The sequence below is a fragment of the Paraburkholderia sabiae genome (genome assembly GCF_030412785.1).
In the GTDB taxonomy this organism is placed as follows: Bacteria; Pseudomonadota; Gammaproteobacteria; order Burkholderiales; family Burkholderiaceae; genus Paraburkholderia; species Paraburkholderia sabiae.
The window spans coordinates 1,569,058-1,589,978 of sequence record NZ_CP125296.1; the positions used below are offsets into that span (position 1 = coordinate 1,569,058).

The window sequence follows — 20,921 nt, forward strand, 5'->3', positions numbered from 1 at the left end:
CATAGATGGTGGACCAAAGTCGCCATCAGTCACCATCGCTAATGCTCCAGCGCGAAAACCGGCGAGACTGCATGCAGACTAGCGGCGATGCCGTCATCGGCCGAAATGCTTGAGAAGAACTTATGTTGAGGATTGAACGCCGTTATGAGTTGGCTACGGCAGACGAATGTATCGTTCTGCGTGGTCAAATATCTTTCATGATCCGCAGCGCGTCATAGATCGCCGCATGTGTGTTGCGCGAAGAGACGGCGTCGCCAATTCTGAAAAGCTTGAACCTTCCGCCCGGGTTGCGCTCGACGGTTTGCGGCTTGCCTTCCAGAAGCTGTTCGTAATTGACTTCGCCACCGTTCGTGGAGAGAGGACGCAATTCAAAGTACAACTCGTCCATCGGAACTATGCCGTGATTCACGACCACCTGATCGTAGCGCTTCTCCTTGTGCACACCGCCATAGTCGCTACCGAAGGTCGCCACGAGTTCAGTCCCGTCACGTCGAACCGACTCCAGGCGATAGGTCACCGTGAACGTTGCGTCGAGCTTCTGCAGCGCACGCATGTAGGGAACCAGGTTCATCCCCATCACTTCCGGCGCAAACGCGCGGTCCGGCGTCACGATCTCGACCTTCGCTCCCGTTTGCGCGATGGTCTCCGCTGCCTGGAGCGCCGCGTGATCTCCCGCGTCGTCGAAGATGAGTACGTTCTTGCCCGGCTTCACATCGCCAGAAATGATGTCCCACGATGACACGACGTGCTCGTTTCCTTCCGACAGCACCTCGGTGTCTGGCATACCCCCCGTCGCGACGATCACGACATCCGGGTTCTCTGCGGTGACCGTATCGACGTCGGCCCATGTATTGAACGAGAAGTTAACACCGAGCCGTTCGCATTGCGACATTCTCCAGTCAACGATGCCAATCATCTCCTTGCGTCGCGGGTTCTGTGCCGTAAGACGGATTTGGCCGCCCGGAACATGCATGGCCTCGAACACCCGCACATCGTGCCCACGTTCGCCGGCGATCCGAGCTGCTTCGAGTCCCCCCGGCCCCGCCCCGACGATCACAATCTTGCGCTTCTTCCCAGCCATCCTGATGATGTGCGGCATGGTCTCTTCGCGACCCGTCGCAGCGTTGTGGATGCAAAAGGCAGCACCACCTTGATAGATCCGATCGAGACAGTAAGTAGCGCCGACGCACGGACGAATTTCCTCTTCCCGTCGCTCGATGATCTTGCGGACGATATGCGGGTCTGCCATATGAGCGCGTGTCATCCCAACCATGTCGACCTTACCGGCTTCGATGGCATAGCGTGCCGTCGCCACGTCCTGAATCCGACCCGCGTGGAACGTGGGGAAGTCAGTCGTCTTGCGAATCTCACCCGCGAATTCGAGGTGCGCCGCGCTCTTCATGCCCATGAGTGGAATCATGTCTGCGAGACCGGAATCCGTGTCGACGTGACCACGGATAACGTTCAGGAAGTCCACGAGCCCGCTATTCTTCAGGCGCTTCGAGATTTCGACGCCCTCTTCCGCCGAAATTCCTCCAGCTAACGTCTCGTCCGCGACATATCGGATGCCAACCAGAAAACGCTCGCCCACGCGCTCGCGGATGGCGCGCAGCACGTCAAATGAAAAGCGCATGCGATTTTCGAGGGATCCGCCATAGGGTGCTTCGAGTGTATTCGTCAGCGGCGACCAGAACTGGTCCATCAGATGCCCGTAGGGCAGGTGCTCGCCGACGAGTCGATCGACGCGGACTTTCATAAAGGCGGCGTCATCTATGGCGCCGCACGATTCCCCGAGCAGATCCAGCGCCAACGCGATGTCCTCAAGCAGCTGTATGCCGCGGGTCACACGGAGGAGGATTGCTACTGGCTCGACAAGCGATCGCTTGCCGACATGGTGCATCTGAGAGACGGATATGGCGGCATTTTCAAGCGCCATTGCGCAACGATCAATCCCGCGAAAATGGTGCGCGGTCTCGCAAACGCTGTCGAACGTCAGGGCGTGGAGATCTACGAGCAGAGCAGAGTTACGTCGATCAGTCCAGGTCTGGTGAAGACGGCATCCGGGTCGGTCAGGGCAAATTTCGTTGTGCCCGCGATGGAGGGCTACTCCACTACGGTTCCCAACTTTGGACGGTACGTTATCCCCGTTCAGAGTCTCATCATTGCCACGGAACCTCTGAGCGACGAGAAGTGGGACGAGATCGGGCTAGCGAAGCGACCGGCGTTTTGCGACGGCAGCAGAATGATCAGTTATGGACAACGCTCGCGCGATGGCCGGATGATTTTTGGCGCACGTGGCGGTTATGTTTTCGGAGGAAAGCCCCGCAGCGAATTCAACCTCAGCGCGCCCGAATTCCGGTTGCGCGAGGAACTTCTCCACGACCTCTTCCCAATGCTCAAGGGAGTACGGATCACCCACGGTTGGGGAGGATCGCTCGGCATGGCACGAGGCTTCGCCCCGCACGTCGTCTTCGACAGGTCCGCGGGCATCGGCATGGCCGGCGGATACGGCGGTCAAGGTGTTGGACCGTCTCATCTGTTCGCGCGGACGCTCGCCGATCTTATCCTGGGACAGGAGACGGACCGGACGCAGATGCCATGGGTTTTCGATCGGACTTCGCCGCGAGCGGTCCTTCGCTCATGGGAACCCGAACCGATCCGTTGGCTGACGTCGAAGGCCATCATGTCGACCTTTGCCTGGGAAGAGAAACTTTGCCGCGCCAACACCTCAACTGCTTGGGAAAAGTCGCTGGCGACGCAGTTGAGCAACTCGATGTCACTGCTGATGCGTTAGCGTGGGCGCTTTTGACGGTCTACGTCTCGTAGCGCCCATCCGCGAGAGACTCATGCCGCGTCACTCCAGCCGCCATTGATCGGGCGACTCGAAACCAAAGGAAAAAACCTGTCGGAAACAGCGGCCGGATATTCGCATTAGTTGCCTTCTCGCGAATGTGCGCAGTTGCGCACTATCAATACGCTAGTGCGCGCAATCCCTATCAATGCGCTCCGCGCGGCCAGTGCAATCTTGAACGGCATTTCTGATTTCAACACATCCTCCTCACCTCCCCTGCGCTTCGATATCGTGCTCTTGCCGAACTTCACGTTGGCCGCATTCTCGGGCTTTGTCGATCTGCTGACGTCCGCGACGCTTGTCGGCATCTGTACGGATGTTTTCGCACTGATGCGCGCAAACGTCATGGCCGGATATCGTTTCTGCGTCAGCTGGTTTCACTACTGGGATTTCGTCGAGCGCTTCCCTGCCGTCGACGAGCGCAATCTGGTTGAAGACCGGCTGTTCGTGATCGACCGGCGCGGCGATCCTGCTGCGCCATGTTGAAGCGACAATCGTGCAAAAGGCGCTTCGTATCATGCTGGTCGACGACGCACAAAAAGGCAATGCGCTACAACCACACCCACCGGGACTCTAACCCGTATCCGAACGGCGACGGACCGAAGCCGACGGTGGATTCAACCGGTCGATGCAACACACTAGAACCTGCTGATTAGCGTGATTTCAATTGCTCGACCACATACTGGCTGACGATCAGATCCAGGTGCGCACCGCCTGCATTCTTATAAACCGTGCGGTCCCCGGCCGAACGATGGAACGTCGGCATCCGGCACAGATCGAACAGATCGCCTTCGATATCACTCTCCCGAATCACGCCCGCTTTTAGCGGGTTCTGAATATCCCCCGACTGAACGGCATTCTGGCGGTCGTCCACGAAGATCCGCGCACCACGGAACACATCGCAATCGGCCTCCTGCATGTCGGCTCGGTATCCGCCCACCAGATCGACGTGGGTACCGGGGCGAATGCACTCGCCCCGGATCACGGGTGTGGATGCGCTGGTGGCGGCCGTGATGATGTCTGCGCGGGCGACCGCGGCATCGAGGTCCTCGACAATGCTGACACGGATGTTTCTTGCGTCGAGCGCCGAGCGCGCGGCTTCCAGCCTCGACGGTGTGCGATTCCATAACAACACCTCTCGGATGGAGGGCCGGATGTGCAGATATGCGTCCGTCAAAGACCGCGCAACCGGGCCCGCGCCCAGCACGAGCAGGACCTCACTGTGCTCGCTGCACAGCATGCGGGCCGCTAGCGCGGAATCGGCGGCGGTTTTCCATCGCGTGATTTCGGGGCCGTCCAGCATCGCGACGAGCCCCTTGGTGCGCTCGTCCAGGACCAGAAATGCGGCCTGCTCCGACGGCAGCGGCGGGACGGCAGCGCCATTGGCCGGATGGATCGACGCGATCTTGACCCCGGCACCCCTGCCCGGCAGGATCACACCCCGGCTGAACAGGCCGAAGCTCGAATCCCCGATGAAGTAGCCGCCGCCGCTCGGCCGGGTACCCGCGTGCCCGCGGTGCAACGCGTCGAGAACGCCGCACCAGTCGAGTACCGACTGGATCTGTTGCGCGGAAATGATCTGCATACGTACCGCCCCTACTGTTTTGGCCAGATGTCCCCAAGGGTGTACCCCTCGGGAAAGGGGTCATCGTGATCCAGCACGATGGTGTGAAAACCATGGATCCAGCTGGTGCCGGCCAGCGTCGGCACCACGGCCGCTCGCTCGCCGATGCGGGTCGTCTTCTCCAGGCGGCCAGTAAAGACCGTACCCAGGATGCCCTGGTGCCGGAAATCCTCGTTCAGTGGCAGCTCGCCCTTGGCGTGCAACACGGCCATCTTGGCGCAGGTGCCGGTTCCGCAGGGGCAACGGTCGATCGCGCCCGTCCAGGTGGCCGGATCGTCCCACGAGAGCGGACCGGTGGGCATAGTGACCGCGTTCTTCCAGTCAGCCCGCGGGTCGTCTGTAGGGCCGGAGAGCTGGGAAATCGTGATGCCAACGCCCGGATAATCGGGGTGCGCAACTGGCAACTGCTCGATGGCGGCCTGCCGGATCATGGCCGAGACCCGCGCGATCTCCTTGCCATGTTCGGGCTTCAGTTCGAGTCCCGGAAACTGGCGCACGTCGGCAATCGCGTAGAACATGCCGCCCCAGCCGACATCCACGCGCACCTTGCCCAGATGCGGCACGTCGATGACGGCATCCAGATGCGCGGCAAACGCCGGTACGTTCCTGAACTTCACGCTCTTGACCTTGCCGTCCTTGCACTCGGCAGTGATGCGGATAAGGCCGGCCGGCGCTTCCAGCGTCAGCTCAGTCACCGGCTCCCGCATCGGCAGCATGCCCATTTCCAGCAGCACGGTGGCCACGGAGATGGTGTTGCCGCCCGACATCATCGGGTATTCGACCTGCTCCAGAATGATGTAACCGGCGTCCGCCTCTGGGTGACAGGGCGGCACGACGATGTTGCAACAGTGGGCCGGGTAGCCGCGCGGTTCGCGCAGCAGCAGCTTGCGCAGTCCGTCGTCATTGGCCTCCAGCCATTTCATCTTGGCCTGGACGGTGTCGCCGGGAATATGCGGGATGCCGCCCGTCACGACGCGCATGGGAATACCCGAATGGGTCTCCACCGCATGGATGCTTCGCTTGAAACCCATGTGCTGATTTCCTTTCACGTACCGCCGCCCCTGTGCGGCGTGAAGAGAAATCTATGCCGGTTTCGCCGCAAACGTAAGCGACATTTCCTACGGTATTCCTTCAACTTTTGGTTGACGATTGCACGGCGAGTTGCTGCCTGATCCACTGGCAGAATCGCTTGCACACGCTGGCGTCCGCCTTGTCTCTACGCACGGAGAGGTAATGGCCGCGATTCCTCATGATGGTCTTGTGCGGCAGCGGACGCACGAGGTCGCCGCTGTCGACCAGATGCCCGACGAGATGATGCCAGCCCAGGGTCACGCCCTGATGCGCGAGGGCCAGCTGCACGATGGCCGGATAGTCGTTGCTGGTGAATAGCTGCCGCGGGATATCGGCGCGCCAGCTGGTATCCACGTCATGCAGCGCCAGCCAGACCTTCCAGTCGATATGCTCGGAAATCTGCGAGCGACCGTAGGCGCTGAGATCCAGCAACGACATGTCGAGCAACCCTTCGGGTGCCGAGATCGGGCCATGTCGCTGCAGATACTGCGGAGTGCAAACCGGATAGACCTCGTCGTCGAACAGGTGCTCACTGTCGTATCCCTCGCGCAAGCTGGCCAGTTTCGCGATGTACACGTCCGGCTGCACGCCTGCTTCCATCGAGATGAAATTCTGCGTGGCCAGTACGGTGAGTTCGATATCCGGCGCGTCCTGAAGGAATTCGGGCAGCCGCCTATGGAGCCACAGCGCCGAAAACGCCGGCGAACAGCACACGATCAGGGTCTGCCTGGCGGGAATTCTCTTGCGCAGGCGTTCGGCGGCCTGATGAATATTGATCAGCGAAAGCTGGGCGGCATCCTTGAACATCTCGCCATCGGCCGTCAGTGCGACGGTTCTGCCCGAGCGAACAAACAGCGCCGTCCCGAGGTAGTCCTCAAGCTCCCGAACCTGCTTGCTGACGGCTGCGGGGGTCACGCTGAGTGCATTGGCAGCCCCCGTAAAACTGCTGAACTTTGCGGCCGCGAGAAATGACTTGATGGCGCGCAGCGAAAGTGCGCCGACCAGGGTTTCGCTGATTTCGAATTGAGGCGCCATGATTATGTCGACCGGACTGAAGGGATCGGGACAGAGTCCGAAGCAAGGACTTGCCCGAGATCACGTGAGACAACGACGCTATTCTCGTATCCCAACGGACCGTCTTCAAGTAGCAGCGCCTGAGTCAGACTGCAGCAAACCCTGTGAGCGGATAGCCAGGAAGACTGCTTTGGTCAATGTCACGACGTCGGCTGAGGGCGATCGAGTGGCCGCTTGCGAGTGGAGCAGCCGGTTCAGCCGGTTCAATGTCATGGCGACGCATTAAATAAAGCTCTCCTTCTGGCCGACATCTGGCTGACGCTCTTGGCTCAGTTCGCCCCCAGCAGACGATTGACCGCTTGCCTGCGGGAGGACAGTTTTCTCAGTCTCGCCGACATCCGGTCGAGGCGTGAGGACACCTCCGTGTCTGCCGCGGACACTGGGCGCCATGCGCGATACGCCGACGACGCAACCTTGCGGATGCTGACGTGGGCGATGATCGCCAGCAACAGCAGGACTGCCCATGCCGATGCATGTGCAAGCGCTCGCGCGACAAAGCCGGCTTAGTGGACGCCAAAGTCTGACTGAAGTCTTCTCAGCTTCGAGGGCGTGACGTTGAATTCGCGTTTGAACCAATGTATGAGATGCGAGCTGTCTGTAAAGCCGCACTCGTACGCGATCTGCGTAATCGACCGATCGCTGTTTATCACCATCCATTTCGCTGCGTTCAGGCGCATGCCCCTCCAGTACTGAAGGGGGGCGACACGCAGATGCTTTCTGAAAAGGCGGGTAAGCTCGCGCTCGGTCGTGCCGATCGCTTGCGCGATGCCGGCAATGGAGCCTGGCTCAAATGTTCGTTGCCTCATCAGCCCGACTGCATTCACGACCCGCCGGTCCGGGCAATGCAGACCGATCTCCGAGTCGTCCTTCATGGCCTGAATTTCTTCGAATCCTCGGTCGGCCATCAGATAGTGAAGCGCCTTGTGCGATCGCGTATTACCGCAGCTGGTCGTCACCAGGTGCATCGCAAGGTTGATCGCCGCAAGACCGCCGGGGCATGTGATGAATCCACCATCCACGACGACAGGCGCGTCCGTCACAGCGATGACATCCGGAAAGTTGCTCTGCATCGCATGCGCGAGTGAGAAGTGAACAGCACATCGTTTTCCGGCCAGATATCCCAGTTCGGCAAGAATGAATTGACCGGTGCATAGCCCGATGACGGGGACGCGCGCTTCCACGCAGGATTGTACGAATCGGTAGAGCTCGTCGGGGATTGGCGCGGCACTATGGAGCAACCCGCCATGCACCACAACGTAGTCATAGGCAGTCGGGTCGCCGAAGAGTCTGGTCGGCAGCATCGGGAAACCGCAGCTCGAGCGGATGGGCGCCATCTCGTGAGACAGGAGATCCCATGAGCAGTAGATTTGCCTGCTGAAATCCGCCTCATCGGCCGACAGTCGCAGAAACTCGACGAAGCACGAAAGCGACATCAGGGTGAAGTCCGGCGTCGGCGCGATGCCGATTCTGAGCGGCGCCTCCACCTCCGGCGCAGACTTGCCCGGCCGCAGAAAAGAGTAATCGCCCCGCATTTATCGCCTCCCTTGCCGTGCCGCCGATTGTCCGAAACATACAATTTTTTTAGAACCTGGGCAATTATAGTTTTCAACATCGGCACGCAAACGGCACGGAGGCGCCATCTTGAAGATCACGAAAATTTCTCTCTACCAGGTGGACCTGCCCCTCAAAGAGGGTTCCTATAGCTGGTCCACGTTTTCGTTTGCGTGGTTCGACTCGACCGTGATCGTCGTCGAAACGGACTCTGGACTCTCCGGTGTCGGCGAGATTTGCCCTCTCGGACCGTCCTACCTGCCCGCCTATGCCGAGGGCGCTCGCGCGGGCCTCGTCAAGATTGCCGAAGGTCTGATCGGCGAAGACCCCTGCCAGATCGGCCGGATCAATTTCCGCATGGACGAGCTTCTCAAAGGCCATCCGTATGTGAAGTCAGCGTTGGATATGGCCTGCTGGGATATCCTGGGCAAGGCGACCAGTCAGCCGGTCTACAACCTGCTCGGCGGGCGTCTGCAGGATGCAGTCAGACTCTTCAAGGTGGTGAGCCGGCAAGACCCCGATGCGATGGCAAAAAAAATCCGCGAGTATCAAAACCAGGGCTTCAAACAGTTTCAGATGAAGGTCGGTGCGGGCGCAGATTCGGATATCGAGCGCATTCGCAAGGTGTCTGCTGAACTGCGCCCCGGCAATGTCCTGGCGGCAGATGCGAACACCGGGTGGCGGCAACACGAGGCGCTACGCGTTGTCAAAGCCATTCGGGACATCGATATCTACATCGAACAGCCGTGCCCGAGCTATGAGGAGTGCCTCACGGTCAGGAACCATACGGATCATCCAATGATCCTCGATGAATGCATGGAAGACATTCGCTTGTTGATGCGTGGCTGTCAGGATCGAGCGATGGATGTCGTCAATCTCAAGATAAGCCGTGTAGGCGGTCTGACGAAGGCCAGGCAGTTCCGGGATCTCGCGGTGACGATGGGCATTTCGCTCACCATCGAAGACTCGTGGGGAGCAGAGATTGCGACGGCCGCCCTTTGCCATCTCGCGCACTCGACGCCCTCCGGTTTTCACTTCCAGTCGTCGGCGTTCCATGAGTACCACAGTCTCACGGTCGCTTCGGGCGGCCCGGAACTGCACGATGGCTATATGTCGGTCTCGGCTCAGCCGGGTCTCGGCGTCTCGCCCAATATGGATGTGCTCGGGGACCCCGTCGCCGTTGTCGGTCGATTAACCTGATACGGACCGCGCACCGTGCAACGCGCCCGATGCACCTCACCATCGGGCGCTCACCCTCACCGACGCTGCACAGAAGCAGCGTTTCGACTTGACGTCCGCATCAAACGAGGAAGTGCCCCGATGAGCGCTGTGATAGGTGTGCTTCGACATCCGCCACCTTTGTAGTCGGATTCGCAATCGTCTCGGCATGAATCAGCTTTGTGTTCGGGCGTATGGCTGCGCGTACGGCAGCGAGATCGCTGATGTCCACAAAGGTCGCCTCGATACCGTACCGTTGCGGAAGCAGTTCACTGAAAAGGCGCCAGACGGCCTCATACGTCACATCGCTCACAACAACATGATCGCCGCTCTTCAGGAATGTGAAGAAGACCGCATGCAGCGCCGCCACGCCGGTTCCAAAAACAACGGCCTCCTCACCGTTTTCCAGTGCCGCAAGCTTGCGCTCGAGACAAAGCTGGTTGAAGCCGAGGTTCCGCGTGTAGAAGAGCGTTTGAGAATCTGACCAGTCGAGTGCGGACGGATCATCAGGCAATCTGTACGAGTTTGCCATGACGATCGGCGTGCGAATTGCTCCCGTCGTGGCGTCAACCAGATTTCCCGCATGTACGGCCTGACTGTCGAACGAGAGGCTTTGCGGCGCTTCCTTACATTCAATATGCGTTGTTCGCCTATACGCTGAAGAAGCGGAAATTCTAGAGACGAGTTTTCAAGTTTGAAGTGCAACACCTTGACTCGTTTGCGGTGTTGCCATGGAAAAACGATACCAACAACTCCAGCCTGAAGAGAGGCTGACGATCGCCAGCCTGCGTCAGCAGGGGTCAAGCATACGTGCCATGGCCCGCATACCTCGACGCTCATCTTCAACTGTGAGCCGCGAGCTGGCTCGCAACTGTGGGCCTGAGCACTATGCATCAATGCCGGCCCAGGCACTAAGCGTCGCACGACGTGCCACTGCCCGACGCCCCGCGAAGCTCGATCCGCAAGCGGTTACATGGCGCATCGTCCTCACCTTGCTGGACTGGAAATGGTCGCCTCAGCAGATATCGGGTACGCTCAAACGTATGTACCCGAATGATTCGTCCCAGCGGGACTCGCGCGAGACCATCTACACGGTTAAAGCCGACCTTTGGGTGACGTATTGCCGATAGAACGTATCTTAATGTGGGTTGCTAGCGTGACATTTTCCTAATAGCGGCATGCACTTGCAGCCAGTCATGCACTCGGTAGCACTAGTGTCCATTAACCATACTGGAACGCTCGACTCGATGAAGCGCAGCTTTGCGCAGTATCCGGAAATCCAGCAGTGCTATTACGTCGCGGGCGAATGGGACTTCGTGCTGGTCCTGACAGTGCGCAATATGGAGGAATACACCGCGCTTACGCGGCAACTGTTCTTCTCGAACAACAACGTCAAACGCTTCAAGACGCTGGTGAGCATGAGCAGCGTGAAGGTCGGACTCGGTGTGCCTCTCGCTCCCGGGAACACGTGATTCAGTCGCCGACGCATCGATCACTCGGCGGTAACACGGCTGCGCGCCGCCGACGAACCAGCGAGCACGACGACAGCCAGCACGAGCGGCACGAATGAAAGCCGAAGCACGGTATCCCATCCATATGCCGTCAACAGCCCGCCCGACAGGAATGAACCAAAGGCCATCGTCCCGAACACGAGGAAGTCGTTGAGGGACTGCACGCGGGCCTTTTCTTCCGGGTAATGACATTCGAGCACGAGGGCCGACGCGCCCACGAACCCGAAGTTCCAGCCTATGCCGAGCAGGATCAGCGTCAGCCAGAAATGCGCGACATCGACGCCCAGCATGCCGACGGTAGCCGACAGCGCGGTAAGCGCAAGGCCCACCATGACCACCTTTTGCGCGCCGAATCGCGTAATCAGCCGGCCGGTGAAGAAACCCGGCGCGTACATCGCGATGACATGCCACTGAATGCCGAGATTGGCCGACGCCTGCGACAGACCGCACATCTGCATGGCCAGCGGCGCCGCCGTCATCAGGAAGTTCATCAGCAGGTACGAGACGACCGCGCAGATCACGGCGATCACGAAGCGCGGCTGGCGAGCGATGACGCCGAGCGGACGGCCACCCGCGGCCTCCGACGTCGACGGCATCGGAAGACGGACACCGAGCAGGATGAGCGCCGACAACGCAGCGACAGCCGCTTGCGCAACGAAGGTCGCGGCAAACGTGTACGGTGCCCACAGATACATCGTGCGCGTCACGAGTTGCGGCCCTATCACTCCCGCGAGCACGCCGCCCGCCATCACAAGGGACAGCGCGCGAGGACGCCGCTCCGGCGGCACGCAATCCGCCGCCGCAAAACGGAAGGACAGAACCACAGCGGCATACGCACCGCCAAAGAACGTCGCGACGCAAAACAGCCAGAAGGAAGCCAGCACCGCCGCCAGCGCCGCGAGTAAACCGGCGAGAACGCCGAGTCCCGTGCCCGTCAGGAAGGCGGCGCGGCGGCCATGACGTTGTGCGATAGCGCCGGCGGGCAGTGAGCAGGCCGCCATGCCCACGACGAAGATCGAAATCGGCAGGGTCGCCAGCGCACGACTGGGCGCCAGCATGTTGCCGACGATTGCGCCCGTTGCGTAGACGACGGTCGAGTTCGCGCCGGCGAGCGCCTGCGCGACGGTGAGGCGCGCGATATTGCCCTTCGCGTGGGAGTAAAGCGGCGACGCTGCGGCTTCGGTTATCGGGTCTGCGTTGATGTCTGTCATTCGATTGTTGTTGGTGAGTGCGGCCTCGATGCATTATCCGACAGCGCCAGGCCCGGCGAAAAGTCCGCATTCACCACGCATCGCATGCCCTCAGGATAGCGCCCCGCGCGATCAGGCGTGGCGACCCGCCATGACGCCGCCATCGACGGAAAGAACGGTGCCCGTGATCCACGATGCGTTCGGCGAAGCGAGGAACAGAATCGCCTCGGCGACGTCGGCCGGTTGGCCGTTGCGACCTAGCGGGTGGAAGTCGTTGAACGACGGCAAGGTTTCCTTGACCTGATCGTCCGTCATGAACGTGTTGTAGACGGGCGTTTCCACGACGGCGGGCGCCACGGCATTGACCCGGATGTTCGACGCCGCCAGTTCGATGGCCAGGTTGCGCGTCAACGCATGGACCCCACCGTTCGCCGCCGAGTAAGCAGCCGAAGGCGTCGCGCCGATGGCCTGCAGGGCCCAGAGCGAACCCGTCTGCACGATCGCGCCGCCGCCGCGCTGCTGCATCGCTTTCGCCGCGGCCTGCGCCATGAAGAACTTGCCCTTGAGGATCGTATCGAGAAACCAGTCGTACTCGGACTCGTTCATATCGAGGAAGGGCTTGGGGCGGAACACGCCCGCGTTGTTGACGAGAATGTCGACGCCGCCGAACGCCTGCGTCGCCAGTTCCACCAGCGCCGCTGCCGTAGCGGGCCGCGCGATGTCGCCCGCAAGGAAACGGACTCGCGTACCGGACGGATCGATATCCGCCGCTGCCTGCTTGAGCTTGGCCTCGTCGCGACCACCAATGACCACGCTGGCACCTGCTTTCACGAGACGGGCGGCCACTTCTTTGCCGATGCCCGAGCCGCCGCCCGTCACGATTGCGACTTTGGAAGAAAAACTATTACCCACGATTGCTCCTCAAAAGGATGGGACACTGGAACCGAACCCACGCATGTGTGCCCGGTTATGTGCCGAATCATGGAAGTATTCTGACTACCGCCTGCCTCACTCGCAAATCAGATATTCTGTTCGACATTGAAAGAAAATCTTTACACCGATGACAGCTCCGATTTTCCTGAATGCATTGCGCGCCTTCGAAGCGAGCGCGCGTCATCAGAGCTTTTCTGCTGCGGCACTCGAATTGAACGTGACGCCGGCGGCTGTCGGTCAACTCGTGCGCAGTCTCGAAGAATGGCTGGGTGTGCCGCTGTTCCATCGAGGCAGCGGCGGCCGCGCGCGCCTCGTCCCCACCGACGTAGCGCTACGCGCGCTGCCCGATATCCGCGATGGCTTCGACCGGCTGAATCTCGGCTTCGCGCGGCTCAAGGAAGGTTCGGCCGTCGGCGTGCTGACGGTCACCGTCAGTCCGGCGTTTGCCGCGAAATGGCTGCTGCCGCGCATCGATCGCTTTCAGAGTGCCTGGCCCGAAACCGATGTACGCCTCGATACCAGCCTCAAGCTGATGGATTTCGCGACTCAGGGAATCGATATCGGCGTTCGTTACGGCGCTGGCAACTGGCCAGGATTAGAGGCCGAAAAGCTGATGGACGAAGAGGTTTTTCCCGTCTGCTCGCCGGCGTTTCTCGCGAAGCATCGACGCTTGCGCACTCCGGTGGATCTTGCCGGGCTTACGCTGATCGACGATCTTTCCGTCGATCGTCAGACCGGTTTCGTCACCTGGGATGCGTGGCTCGAAACGGTCAGCAAGAAAGTCATCAAGGCACGCCCCGCGTTGAAGATCAACAATTCCGCGGCCGTGTTGCAAGCGGCAATCGATGGACGCGGTATTGCGCTCGCGCGCAGCGTTCTCGCGCACGACGATCTGGCCGCGGGGCGTCTGGTCCGGCTGCTTCCAGACATCGCGCGGCCATCGGTGCTCGCCTATTACGTGGTCTATCGAAAGGAATGTGCGGCGTTGCCGAGGCTGGTCGCGTTTCGCGATTGGCTCGTCAGCGAGGCTTCCGCCCGCTGACATGCGATAGCGCTACGCGCCCTCCCGTCCGAAGTGTGCGTCATGCGATGGAGCGCGGCCATCGGAATGCGCTGCGGGATTGCGCGACGCCTCGTGCAAATCCGTACCGCTGGTCTCGGGCAGGAAGACGGCCGCGCAGAACGCCACGCCGTAAGCGCACAATGCGCATGCGCCCATCGCCGTACCGAGCGGCAGATTCGCCGCGAGCAAGCCCACGGTCGCCGGAACCACCGAGCCGAAACCACGTCCACCGCCAAGGCAAAAACCTTGACCGCTTGCGCGAATGTTGGTCGGGAACAGTTCGGCGAACGTCGGAAGCATGCCTGACGCCAATGCGCCCTGAAATGCACCGAGAAAAAAGCTGAGCACGACAGTCACGCTTGCACCGATCGGAGCAAGCAGATAGATCGCCACGTTGCAGGCCTGCAGAACGAGGAAGGTCATGAACGCGGGCCGTCGGCCGAGCCGGTCCGACAACCAGCCGTAAAGAAGCGGACCCACCAGCGAGCCGAGGATGTTGCAGGCGAGATAACCCGCGCTCGATCCAACGGAAAGATGCAGCGCCGTACGCAGATAGGTCGGCAGCCACGTGATCATCACGTATGCGCCGCCGAAGATGCCCGTCGCCATGATCACAGCCGCCAGCGTGCGGCGCAGATGAGCGCGCGCGAAAATCTCCCAGAACGGGGTCGCCGTCTCGCCGTTGCTGCGAGCCGCCTTCGCGTCGGCGTACACACCTGACTCGGGCACGAGCCGTCGAATGAAGAAGACGAGACCCGCAGGCACCACGCCCAGCGCAAAGAACACGCGCCAGCCGACCTGTTCGGGAAACATCGAAGCGATAACGGGCAGCAAGGCAACCGATATCGCGTAGCCAAGCGCATAGCCGCTCTGTACGGCAGCCGCGACCCGGCCGCGCACGGCGGGCCGGATGACCTCGCTGATCAGCACGCCACCGACTGCCGCCTCGCCGCCATAGCCCAGACCTTGCAGAAACCGGATGCCGAACAGCACGGGAAACGAGTCCGCGAATGCGGCAGCAATGGTGGATACGGCGACCCACAGGATCGTGAACTGGAGTATCCGCACACGGCCGATCTTGTCGGCGAGAATGCCGGCGCCCCAGCCGCCGATGGCCGTCCCCAGCAACGCCGCCGTAGCCAGATAACCCACCTGAGGATGCGTCAAGCCCAACGTTGCGATAAGCGCCGGAATGACGAGCGAAAAAATCGTGGCGTCCATCGAATCGAGGCCGAAGCCGGCAAAGCATGCCCAGAACGTGCGGCGCTCGACAGACGTGAGACTAGAGTACCAACCCAGACGCATCCTTTTCCTCTCGATCCAGTTGAATGCAAAGTCGCGACATACGGCGGCAGCGCGCCGAACTGTCTTTCGGGACGCACGCTATCGAAGTTGCATGCGAGTCTGGAAGGTCGGGTTAACCATATGAAATGGCGCGTATAGCGGCAACGATCGAGCGCGGCCATGCGATCGGGCGCATGGAATTCATCGTCGAGGCTGGCTGTTGAAGGCTCACGGCGTGATATTTCGGACGGTGCCACATCACCCGCTCCGATGCCTTCGCCGCGACCGCGCGATAAACAGATTAGATGGCAAACGGTCAAGTTCGAAACCTGATCGCGGACTTGCGCTGCGAATCGCCCTGCCCGCTCGTAGACTTTTTCCATGCGCGCGCTTGCGAATCATTCGGTCCGAATGTGCCTTTCCAAAGGAGTCATCCATTGTTCAAGTCCTGGATTCTCGCCCCATTGGTCGCAAGCGCCGGCGTGGCGATGACATCGCCTTCGTCGGCGGCACCCGCCGCGACTCATGCTGGCGCGACAGATCGGCCCGTCGTCTATCGCACCGTAAATGTGGACGGATTGTCGATCTTCTATCGCGAAGCCGGTCCGCCCGATGCGCCCACGATCCTGCTGCTACACGGCTTTCCGTCGTCGTCGCGGATGTACGATCCGCTGCTGTCGCGGCTGTCGGATTCGTACCATCTGATCGCGCCGGACTATCCGGGTTTCGGCCACAGCGACGCACCTTCTGCGAAAGATTTTGCCTATACGTTCGATCATCTCGCCGAGGTCACCCGTCATTTCACGCAAGCATTGGGGCTTCGACATTACGTGCTTTACGTGCAGGATTACGGCGGACCGATCGGCATGCGTCTCGCCGTTCAGCATCCCGAGCGGCTCGACGCATTGATCATTCAGAACGCGGTATCGCATGAAGATGGTCTTGGTCCGCTTTGGGACACGCGGCGAAAATTCTGGAAAGACCGCGCACCGAACGAAGCGGCGTTGCGCGAGAACTTTCTTTCGCTAGCCTCGGCGCGCCAGCGACACGTCGGCACGAATCCGCACCCCGAGACGATCAATCCCGACCTGTGGACCGACGAATTCGCTTTCCTGAGTCGACCGGGGCAAGCGGAGATCCAGACCGATCTCTTCTATTCCTATCAAACGAACGTCGCGAGCTATCCGAGCTGGCAGGCATGGCTCAAGAAGCATCAACCCACGACGCTCATCGTCTGGGGCAAATACGATCCGTCTTTTCAGGTCGCGGAAGTAGCGGCCTATCAGCGCGATCTGCCGAATGCCGAAGTGCACGTGCTCGATGCCGGCCACTTCGCACTCGACGAGAAACCGAACGAAATCGCGGGGATCATGCGTAACTTCCTCGGACGCGTGACACATGGCGCAACGCCATGAACGACATCTGGCAACTGCGGCACGTTGATTGCTGCGTAGCCTGATTTCAGGCCCATTTTCGGCCGTATTCGCGACGAAGTAGTCGACGGCGCGACCCATCCTTGAGCGAAAACGTCGTCCGAGTACATACTGTTTCGTCTAACGATGACCAACCGATCGCCGTGCCAACCACTTTCACCTCCACCCTGCGCCCCGCGGGCGCGCTGCTTTTGCTCATCGGTACACTGCTGACGGGCGCGGGATACGGCGCCACTTTTCTGCTTTCAATGCGCTTCCGGACTATCGGCGGAAACGAATTCGACACGGGCATTGCGCTCGCGGGCGGCGTGCTCGGAACCTTCGTCGGCGTGTCGATGGTCCGTTCGCTTGCGCCGCGCGTCGGCACGGCGCGTGTGGCGGCGCTTGCGGCTTTATGCGTCGGCATCGGCATCGCGGGCTTTTCGCCGACGATCCGCGACAGCTCGCTGGAAGTGATCGCCGGATTTCTCGTGGGCCTGGGTTGGGGCGCGTTCTACGTTGCCGCACCGTTGGCGTTATCGGAACGCACCGACAGCGGCAATCGCGGCATCTGGTTTCTGCGCTTCGGGACCTTCCAGATGGCGGGAATCGGCGGATGCCCGGCGCTCGCGGCCTACGCGATTCACTTTCTGCACTGGTCCGTCAACGGCGCGCTCGGCATCATTGCGGGTCTGTGCGTGATCGCCTCCGTGCTGCTGGAGATGTTCGGCCGGCTCTCGCCGCATGCGCCCGCGGAGGCACTCAAGGAGCGATGGCTCAGCGATCTCGGCGCGATCACCCGCACGGGCGCCGTTTATCCGATCCTTATGATCGCGCTGGGCGCATGTGTGTTCTCGGGCATCATGACGTTCCAGATGTCGCTGGTTCAGGGCACGCATGCGCAGGCGAGCACGTTCTTCAGTCTCTATACGTTGACCGTCATATCGATGCGCTGGCTGCTTGCCCGGCTCGTCGCGAACGTCTCCACCGAAACCGCGACCAAGGTTCTGCTGGTCGTGATGGTGCTCGGTATTGCATCGATGTTCGCGGTGCCCTATCACGTGTTCTTTCAGTTGACGGCGGCAGTGCTATTCGGAACGGGATATGGACTTGTCTATCCCGTGATGCAGGCGCAACTCGTCAACGATTCCGACGTCACACATCACAAAGCCGTGCTGACGTGGTACGTCACCGCGTATTTCATCGGCGCATTTGGCTTTCCGACGGTGGGGGGCTGGTTGTTGATTCACAGCGGCAAAGGCGCGCTGCTGAGCGTCATTGCGGCGTGCGCCGTGGCGGCGCTGCTGCTGGCGTTCCTGCGCGACAAACGACGCATCGCGGCGCTGACGCTCAAGGCGTAATCCGACGATGGCAGGATCTGCCGCCATTAGAAGGGAGCAACGATAATGAAGATCCGGTATTTTCTTGCGGCAGCCGTCGCCGCGATGACGATGGGCGCGGCCTTTGGTCAGGCGCAGACATCCGTGCAGGTCGAAAAAGGAAACGGCAGCACGACCGTGACGGGCACGGCGACGGTGGTCGCCACGGTCGTCGCGATCGATCCCGCGACGCGGACTGTTACGGTCAAGAACAAGAACGGACGGACGGAAGAACTGAAGGCCGGCGAGCAGGTTCGTAACTTCGATCAGTTGAAGATCGGCGATGTGGTTACGACTGAGTATCACGAGGCGAGATCTTTGAGTCTCAAGAAGACTAGTGGGCCGAGGTCTTCGAAAGAGCGGCAGATATTGTTGCCGGCTGCTTCCGGCGCCAAGCCGGGCGGGACTATTCGCCGCGAGGTGACGATTGTGGGCGACGTCGTTGCGATCGATCCCAATGGGAAGCATATTGCGGTCAGGGGCCCGCAGGGTAAGGAGAATGTGCTCGTGGATCCCGAGCAGTTGAAGGATATTCGGGTTGGGGATCAGGTGGAGATCGTGAAGTCAGAGGCTGTGGCTATTTCTGTTTCCCCAGGGGTGGGGAATTAGCTTTTGCTTTTTGCTTTTTGCTTTTTGCTTTTTGCTTTTTGCTTTTTGCTTTTTGCTTTTTGCTTTTTGCTTTTTGCTTTTTGCTTTTTGCTTTTTGCTTTTTGCTTTCGCCTTTGCTGGCATCCGCGATTTCGTATCCGTGCTTCATGCGTCGCCCCTGTGCGGGGCGGCACCTACTTTTCTTTGCAGCGGCAAAGAAAAGTAGGCAAAAGAAAGCCGCTTTTGTACCTCCGGTGCCCGCCAGGATAGCGCTTCAGCATGCCGCAGTTGATCTGTCGCGCAGCAACTCAAACACTCCGTAGAAAGCCCGCAGTCAACCGCGCACGATGCGAAAACCCACACAGTCTCGGCACATACCGCCGCAATCAGACCGACGGCAAACGCGCAAAAACAAGCCGACCGGATGTGCCCCAACTGGATGTAACCCTTCACGCCGCGCACACCTCACTGCGGGCTTTCTACGGAGGTTCGCGTCGCTGCGCGACAGCTCAAGGAACGTGTGCCGTAGCGTTATCCTGGCAGGCACCGGAGGTTAGAAGCCGCTTTCTTTGGTTACTTTCTTTGCGGCGGCAAAGAAAGTAACTGCCGCCCCGCACAGGGGCAACGCATGAACAACGCTAACGATTCGCGGATGCCAGCGCAGCAAAAAGCAGAAAACCAAAACGCGGAGGCCACCAAAAACCTCACTCAACATCCACAATCAACGCGGCCTTCAAGGCCCGAATCCTTCGATCAACAAAATACCCCCCGCCCTCGGTATAACGCAGATACAAGCGCCCACACTGCGAGCAGGCCCACACGCCGCAGCGGTTATAAGGAAAATACCGCGGCGCAATCGGTGCCTCCGCCGACCAGTACTGCACATTATCCGGCCGATACTCGGAAAACGTAGGCTCAGAGTCATCTGAGCGCATCAACGTAGCAACCTCGACGAGTTGCGTTTCATCGAGAGAAAGCGGCTGCGATTGCCACCCATCCAGCGGCGTTTTTGTGCAAGAGCACGGTCCATTGACATTTTCTTCGGCACGCATCGCGAGTTCGACGAGCGCGGCTGCATCCACATATGGCGTCATGATGTTCTGTTGCTTTGAGTAGTGTCCGTGCGCCGTGACGGCGCAAACGTCACTTATACCTCAAACCTCAAGTCGACTGCCGCCTCACCAGCTTCGGCAACGGCGCAATCACAGCGGGCGGCGGCCCGTCTCCGTGCGGCTCGTGTATCAGACGTATCAGCAATTCGATCGACGCCTGCGCTATCGCTTCCGTATTGATCGCCACCGTCGTCAGCGAAGGTCTCACCTGATGCGCCAACTGGATGTCCGTGATGCCGATCACCGATACATCGTCGGGCACCTTGCGTCCCAACGTGGCCAACGCCTGCAACGCACCAATGCCAAGAAGATCGTTGGTTGCAAACAATGCGCTGAGATGCGGCTCGCGCTCCATCAACTCCATGCACGCCGCAAAGCCCGCGTCGATCGTATCCGGAATCTGCAGCACGGCGGCATCGTCCGGTTCGAGTCCCGCGTCGCGCATCACTTCGCGAAAGCCCGTCGCGCGCGCGTCCTGCAAGCCGCCACAACCATCGCCGACCAGCATGCCGATGTCGCGATGCCCCAGTTCCAGCAGATGCCGCGCCGCCAGTTCGCCCGCATGCGCGAAGTCGACAGCCACGCACGGCAGTTCAGGCAAGCGCTCTGGATGCTCCCACAAGCTCAGCACGATCGGCGCGCCCACCGCTGCCGAGGCGCACAACTCGTTGATCGCGATATCCGTGTTGAGCACGAGCACGCCCTCCGCCAGCGTGCCCGCAATCTGCGTCAGGTACGCACGGCCGATTTCCGCGTCGTCGTCCGTGTTGCAGACCATCAGGAAATAGCCTGCGCGCCGCGCAGCGCGTTCCGCCGCAAGCACGAACTCCGGATAGAACGGATTCGCGATGCTCGACAGCATCAACGCCAGCGTCGGCGAACGCCCTTCCGCCAACGCCCGCGCATTGAGGTTCGGCCGATACCCAAGCTCGCGGATCGCACGCATCACACGCTCGGCCGTTTCCGGACGCACCTTGTCCGGGTTGCGCAGAACGTTCGATACGGTCGCCGCCGTGACCTGCGCGCGCCGCGCAACGTCGCTTAATGTCGCCATGCTTCG

The 20,921-nt window shown here is 60.5% G+C and carries 19 protein-coding genes and 2 pseudogenes; 9 read left to right on the plus strand and 12 right to left on the minus strand.

Annotated elements, in window-relative coordinates; translation table 11 throughout:
* Window positions 1–184 precede the first annotated feature (184 nt).
* The gene (locus tag QEN71_RS36480; RefSeq protein ID WP_290468261.1) at window positions 185–1,756 is read right to left on the minus strand and encodes an oxidoreductase; all 1,572 of its coding nucleotides are present in this window, start codon (window positions 1,754–1,756) and stop codon (window positions 185–187) included.
* Between QEN71_RS36480 and QEN71_RS36485 the strand changes: the two genes are divergently transcribed.
* A complete protein-coding gene (locus tag QEN71_RS36485) occupies window positions 1,721–2,794 on the plus strand; it encodes an NAD(P)/FAD-dependent oxidoreductase (protein ID WP_201655204.1) in 1,074 nt (357 codons plus the stop codon). The two genes, QEN71_RS36480 and QEN71_RS36485, sit on opposite strands and share 36 nt — an antisense overlap.
* A 228-nt stretch (window positions 2,795–3,022) precedes the next feature.
* Window positions 3,023–3,425: pseudogene (locus QEN71_RS36490) on the plus strand (hypothetical protein); the annotation flags it as partial.
* 78 nt (window positions 3,426–3,503) lie between these two features.
* Here the strand turns inward: QEN71_RS36490 and QEN71_RS36495 are convergent.
* From QEN71_RS36495 to QEN71_RS36510, 4 genes are all read right to left on the minus strand, one after another.
* Entirely contained in the window at window positions 3,504–4,436 is a 933-nt protein-coding gene (locus tag QEN71_RS36495) for an ornithine cyclodeaminase family protein (protein WP_201655201.1), read from the minus strand.
* Between the two features lie 11 nt (window positions 4,437–4,447).
* Window positions 4,448–5,506, minus strand: a complete 1,059-nt coding sequence (locus QEN71_RS36500) for a proline racemase family protein (protein WP_201655198.1) — start codon at window positions 5,504–5,506, stop codon at window positions 4,448–4,450.
* Window positions 5,507–5,606: 100 nt separating this feature from the next.
* Window positions 5,607–6,581: a LysR substrate-binding domain-containing protein gene (locus tag QEN71_RS36505; protein ID WP_201655195.1), complete on the minus strand. Its 975-nt coding sequence runs from the start codon at window positions 6,579–6,581 to the stop codon at window positions 5,607–5,609.
* Window positions 6,582–7,123: 542 nt separating this feature from the next.
* The gene (locus QEN71_RS36510) at window positions 7,124–8,152 is read right to left on the minus strand and encodes a GlxA family transcriptional regulator (protein WP_201655192.1); all 1,029 of its coding nucleotides are present in this window, start codon (window positions 8,150–8,152) and stop codon (window positions 7,124–7,126) included.
* Between the two features lie 109 nt (window positions 8,153–8,261).
* Between QEN71_RS36510 and QEN71_RS36515 the strand changes: the two genes are divergently transcribed.
* Window positions 8,262–9,371, plus strand: a complete 1,110-nt coding sequence (locus QEN71_RS36515; RefSeq protein WP_201655189.1) for a cis-3-hydroxy-L-proline dehydratase — start codon at window positions 8,262–8,264, stop codon at window positions 9,369–9,371.
* A 100-nt stretch (window positions 9,372–9,471) separates the two neighbouring features.
* Here QEN71_RS36515 and QEN71_RS36520 read toward each other — a convergent pair whose 3' ends face one another.
* Window positions 9,472–10,062: an aminotransferase class I/II-fold pyridoxal phosphate-dependent enzyme gene (locus QEN71_RS36520; protein WP_322791187.1), complete on the minus strand. Its 591-nt coding sequence runs from the start codon at window positions 10,060–10,062 to the stop codon at window positions 9,472–9,474.
* Window positions 10,063–10,120: 58 nt separating this feature from the next.
* On the opposite strand from QEN71_RS36520, the pseudogene QEN71_RS36525 reads away from it, so the two are divergent.
* Both QEN71_RS36525 and QEN71_RS36530 read left to right on the plus strand, forming a co-directional pair.
* Window positions 10,121–10,483: pseudogene (locus tag QEN71_RS36525) on the plus strand (transposase); the annotation flags it as partial.
* A gap of 84 nt (window positions 10,484–10,567) precedes the next feature.
* Window positions 10,568–10,861: an Lrp/AsnC ligand binding domain-containing protein gene (locus QEN71_RS36530; RefSeq protein WP_377791391.1), complete on the plus strand. Its 294-nt coding sequence runs from the start codon at window positions 10,568–10,570 to the stop codon at window positions 10,859–10,861.
* Window positions 10,862–10,881: 20 nt separating this feature from the next.
* Here QEN71_RS36530 and QEN71_RS36535 read toward each other — a convergent pair whose 3' ends face one another.
* A complete protein-coding gene (locus QEN71_RS36535; RefSeq protein ID WP_201655182.1) occupies window positions 10,882–12,111 on the minus strand; it encodes an MFS transporter in 1,230 nt (409 codons plus the stop codon).
* Window positions 12,112–12,222: 111 nt separating this feature from the next.
* A complete protein-coding gene (locus tag QEN71_RS36540; protein WP_201655179.1) occupies window positions 12,223–13,002 on the minus strand; it encodes an SDR family NAD(P)-dependent oxidoreductase in 780 nt (259 codons plus the stop codon).
* A 148-nt stretch (window positions 13,003–13,150) separates the two neighbouring features.
* On the opposite strand from QEN71_RS36540, the gene gcvA reads away from it, so the two are divergent.
* Window positions 13,151–14,065 carry a transcriptional regulator GcvA gene (gcvA, locus tag QEN71_RS36545; protein WP_201655176.1) on the plus strand — a complete coding sequence of 305 codons (915 nt, stop codon included), beginning with the start codon at window positions 13,151–13,153 and terminating at the stop codon, window positions 14,063–14,065.
* Between the two features lie 12 nt (window positions 14,066–14,077).
* Here gcvA and QEN71_RS36550 read toward each other — a convergent pair whose 3' ends face one another.
* Complete coding sequence (locus QEN71_RS36550) at window positions 14,078–15,391, minus strand: MFS transporter (protein ID WP_201655173.1); 1,314 nt, start codon at window positions 15,389–15,391, stop codon at window positions 14,078–14,080.
* Window positions 15,392–15,858: 467 nt separating this feature from the next.
* Here QEN71_RS36550 and QEN71_RS36555 point away from each other — a divergent pair, with 467 nt between their 5' ends.
* From QEN71_RS36555 to QEN71_RS36565, 3 genes are all read left to right on the plus strand, one after another.
* On the plus strand, window positions 15,859–16,785 hold the full coding sequence (locus tag QEN71_RS36555; protein WP_201655266.1) for an alpha/beta fold hydrolase: 927 nt from the start codon (window positions 15,859–15,861) through the stop codon (window positions 16,783–16,785).
* 185 nt (window positions 16,786–16,970) lie between these two features.
* Window positions 16,971–18,143 (plus strand): MFS transporter, encoded by a 1,173-nt coding sequence (locus QEN71_RS36560; RefSeq protein ID WP_201655263.1) that lies wholly within the window; start codon window positions 16,971–16,973, stop codon window positions 18,141–18,143.
* A 45-nt stretch (window positions 18,144–18,188) separates the two neighbouring features.
* Complete coding sequence (locus QEN71_RS36565; RefSeq protein ID WP_201655170.1) at window positions 18,189–18,770, plus strand: hypothetical protein; 582 nt, start codon at window positions 18,189–18,191, stop codon at window positions 18,768–18,770.
* Here QEN71_RS36565 and QEN71_RS36570 read toward each other — a convergent pair.
* From QEN71_RS36570 to QEN71_RS36580, 3 genes are all read right to left on the minus strand, one after another.
* On the minus strand, window positions 18,739–18,918 hold the full coding sequence (locus tag QEN71_RS36570; protein WP_201655167.1) for a hypothetical protein: 180 nt from the start codon (window positions 18,916–18,918) through the stop codon (window positions 18,739–18,741). The two genes, QEN71_RS36565 and QEN71_RS36570, sit on opposite strands and share 32 nt — an antisense overlap.
* Before the next feature lie 535 nt (window positions 18,919–19,453).
* Entirely contained in the window at window positions 19,454–19,843 is a 390-nt protein-coding gene (locus QEN71_RS36575) for a hypothetical protein (RefSeq protein ID WP_201655164.1), read from the minus strand.
* Window positions 19,844–19,910: 67 nt separating this feature from the next.
* Complete coding sequence (locus QEN71_RS36580; protein WP_201655161.1) at window positions 19,911–20,915, minus strand: LacI family DNA-binding transcriptional regulator; 1,005 nt, start codon at window positions 20,913–20,915, stop codon at window positions 19,911–19,913.
* Window positions 20,916–20,921: the final 6 nt, after the last annotated feature.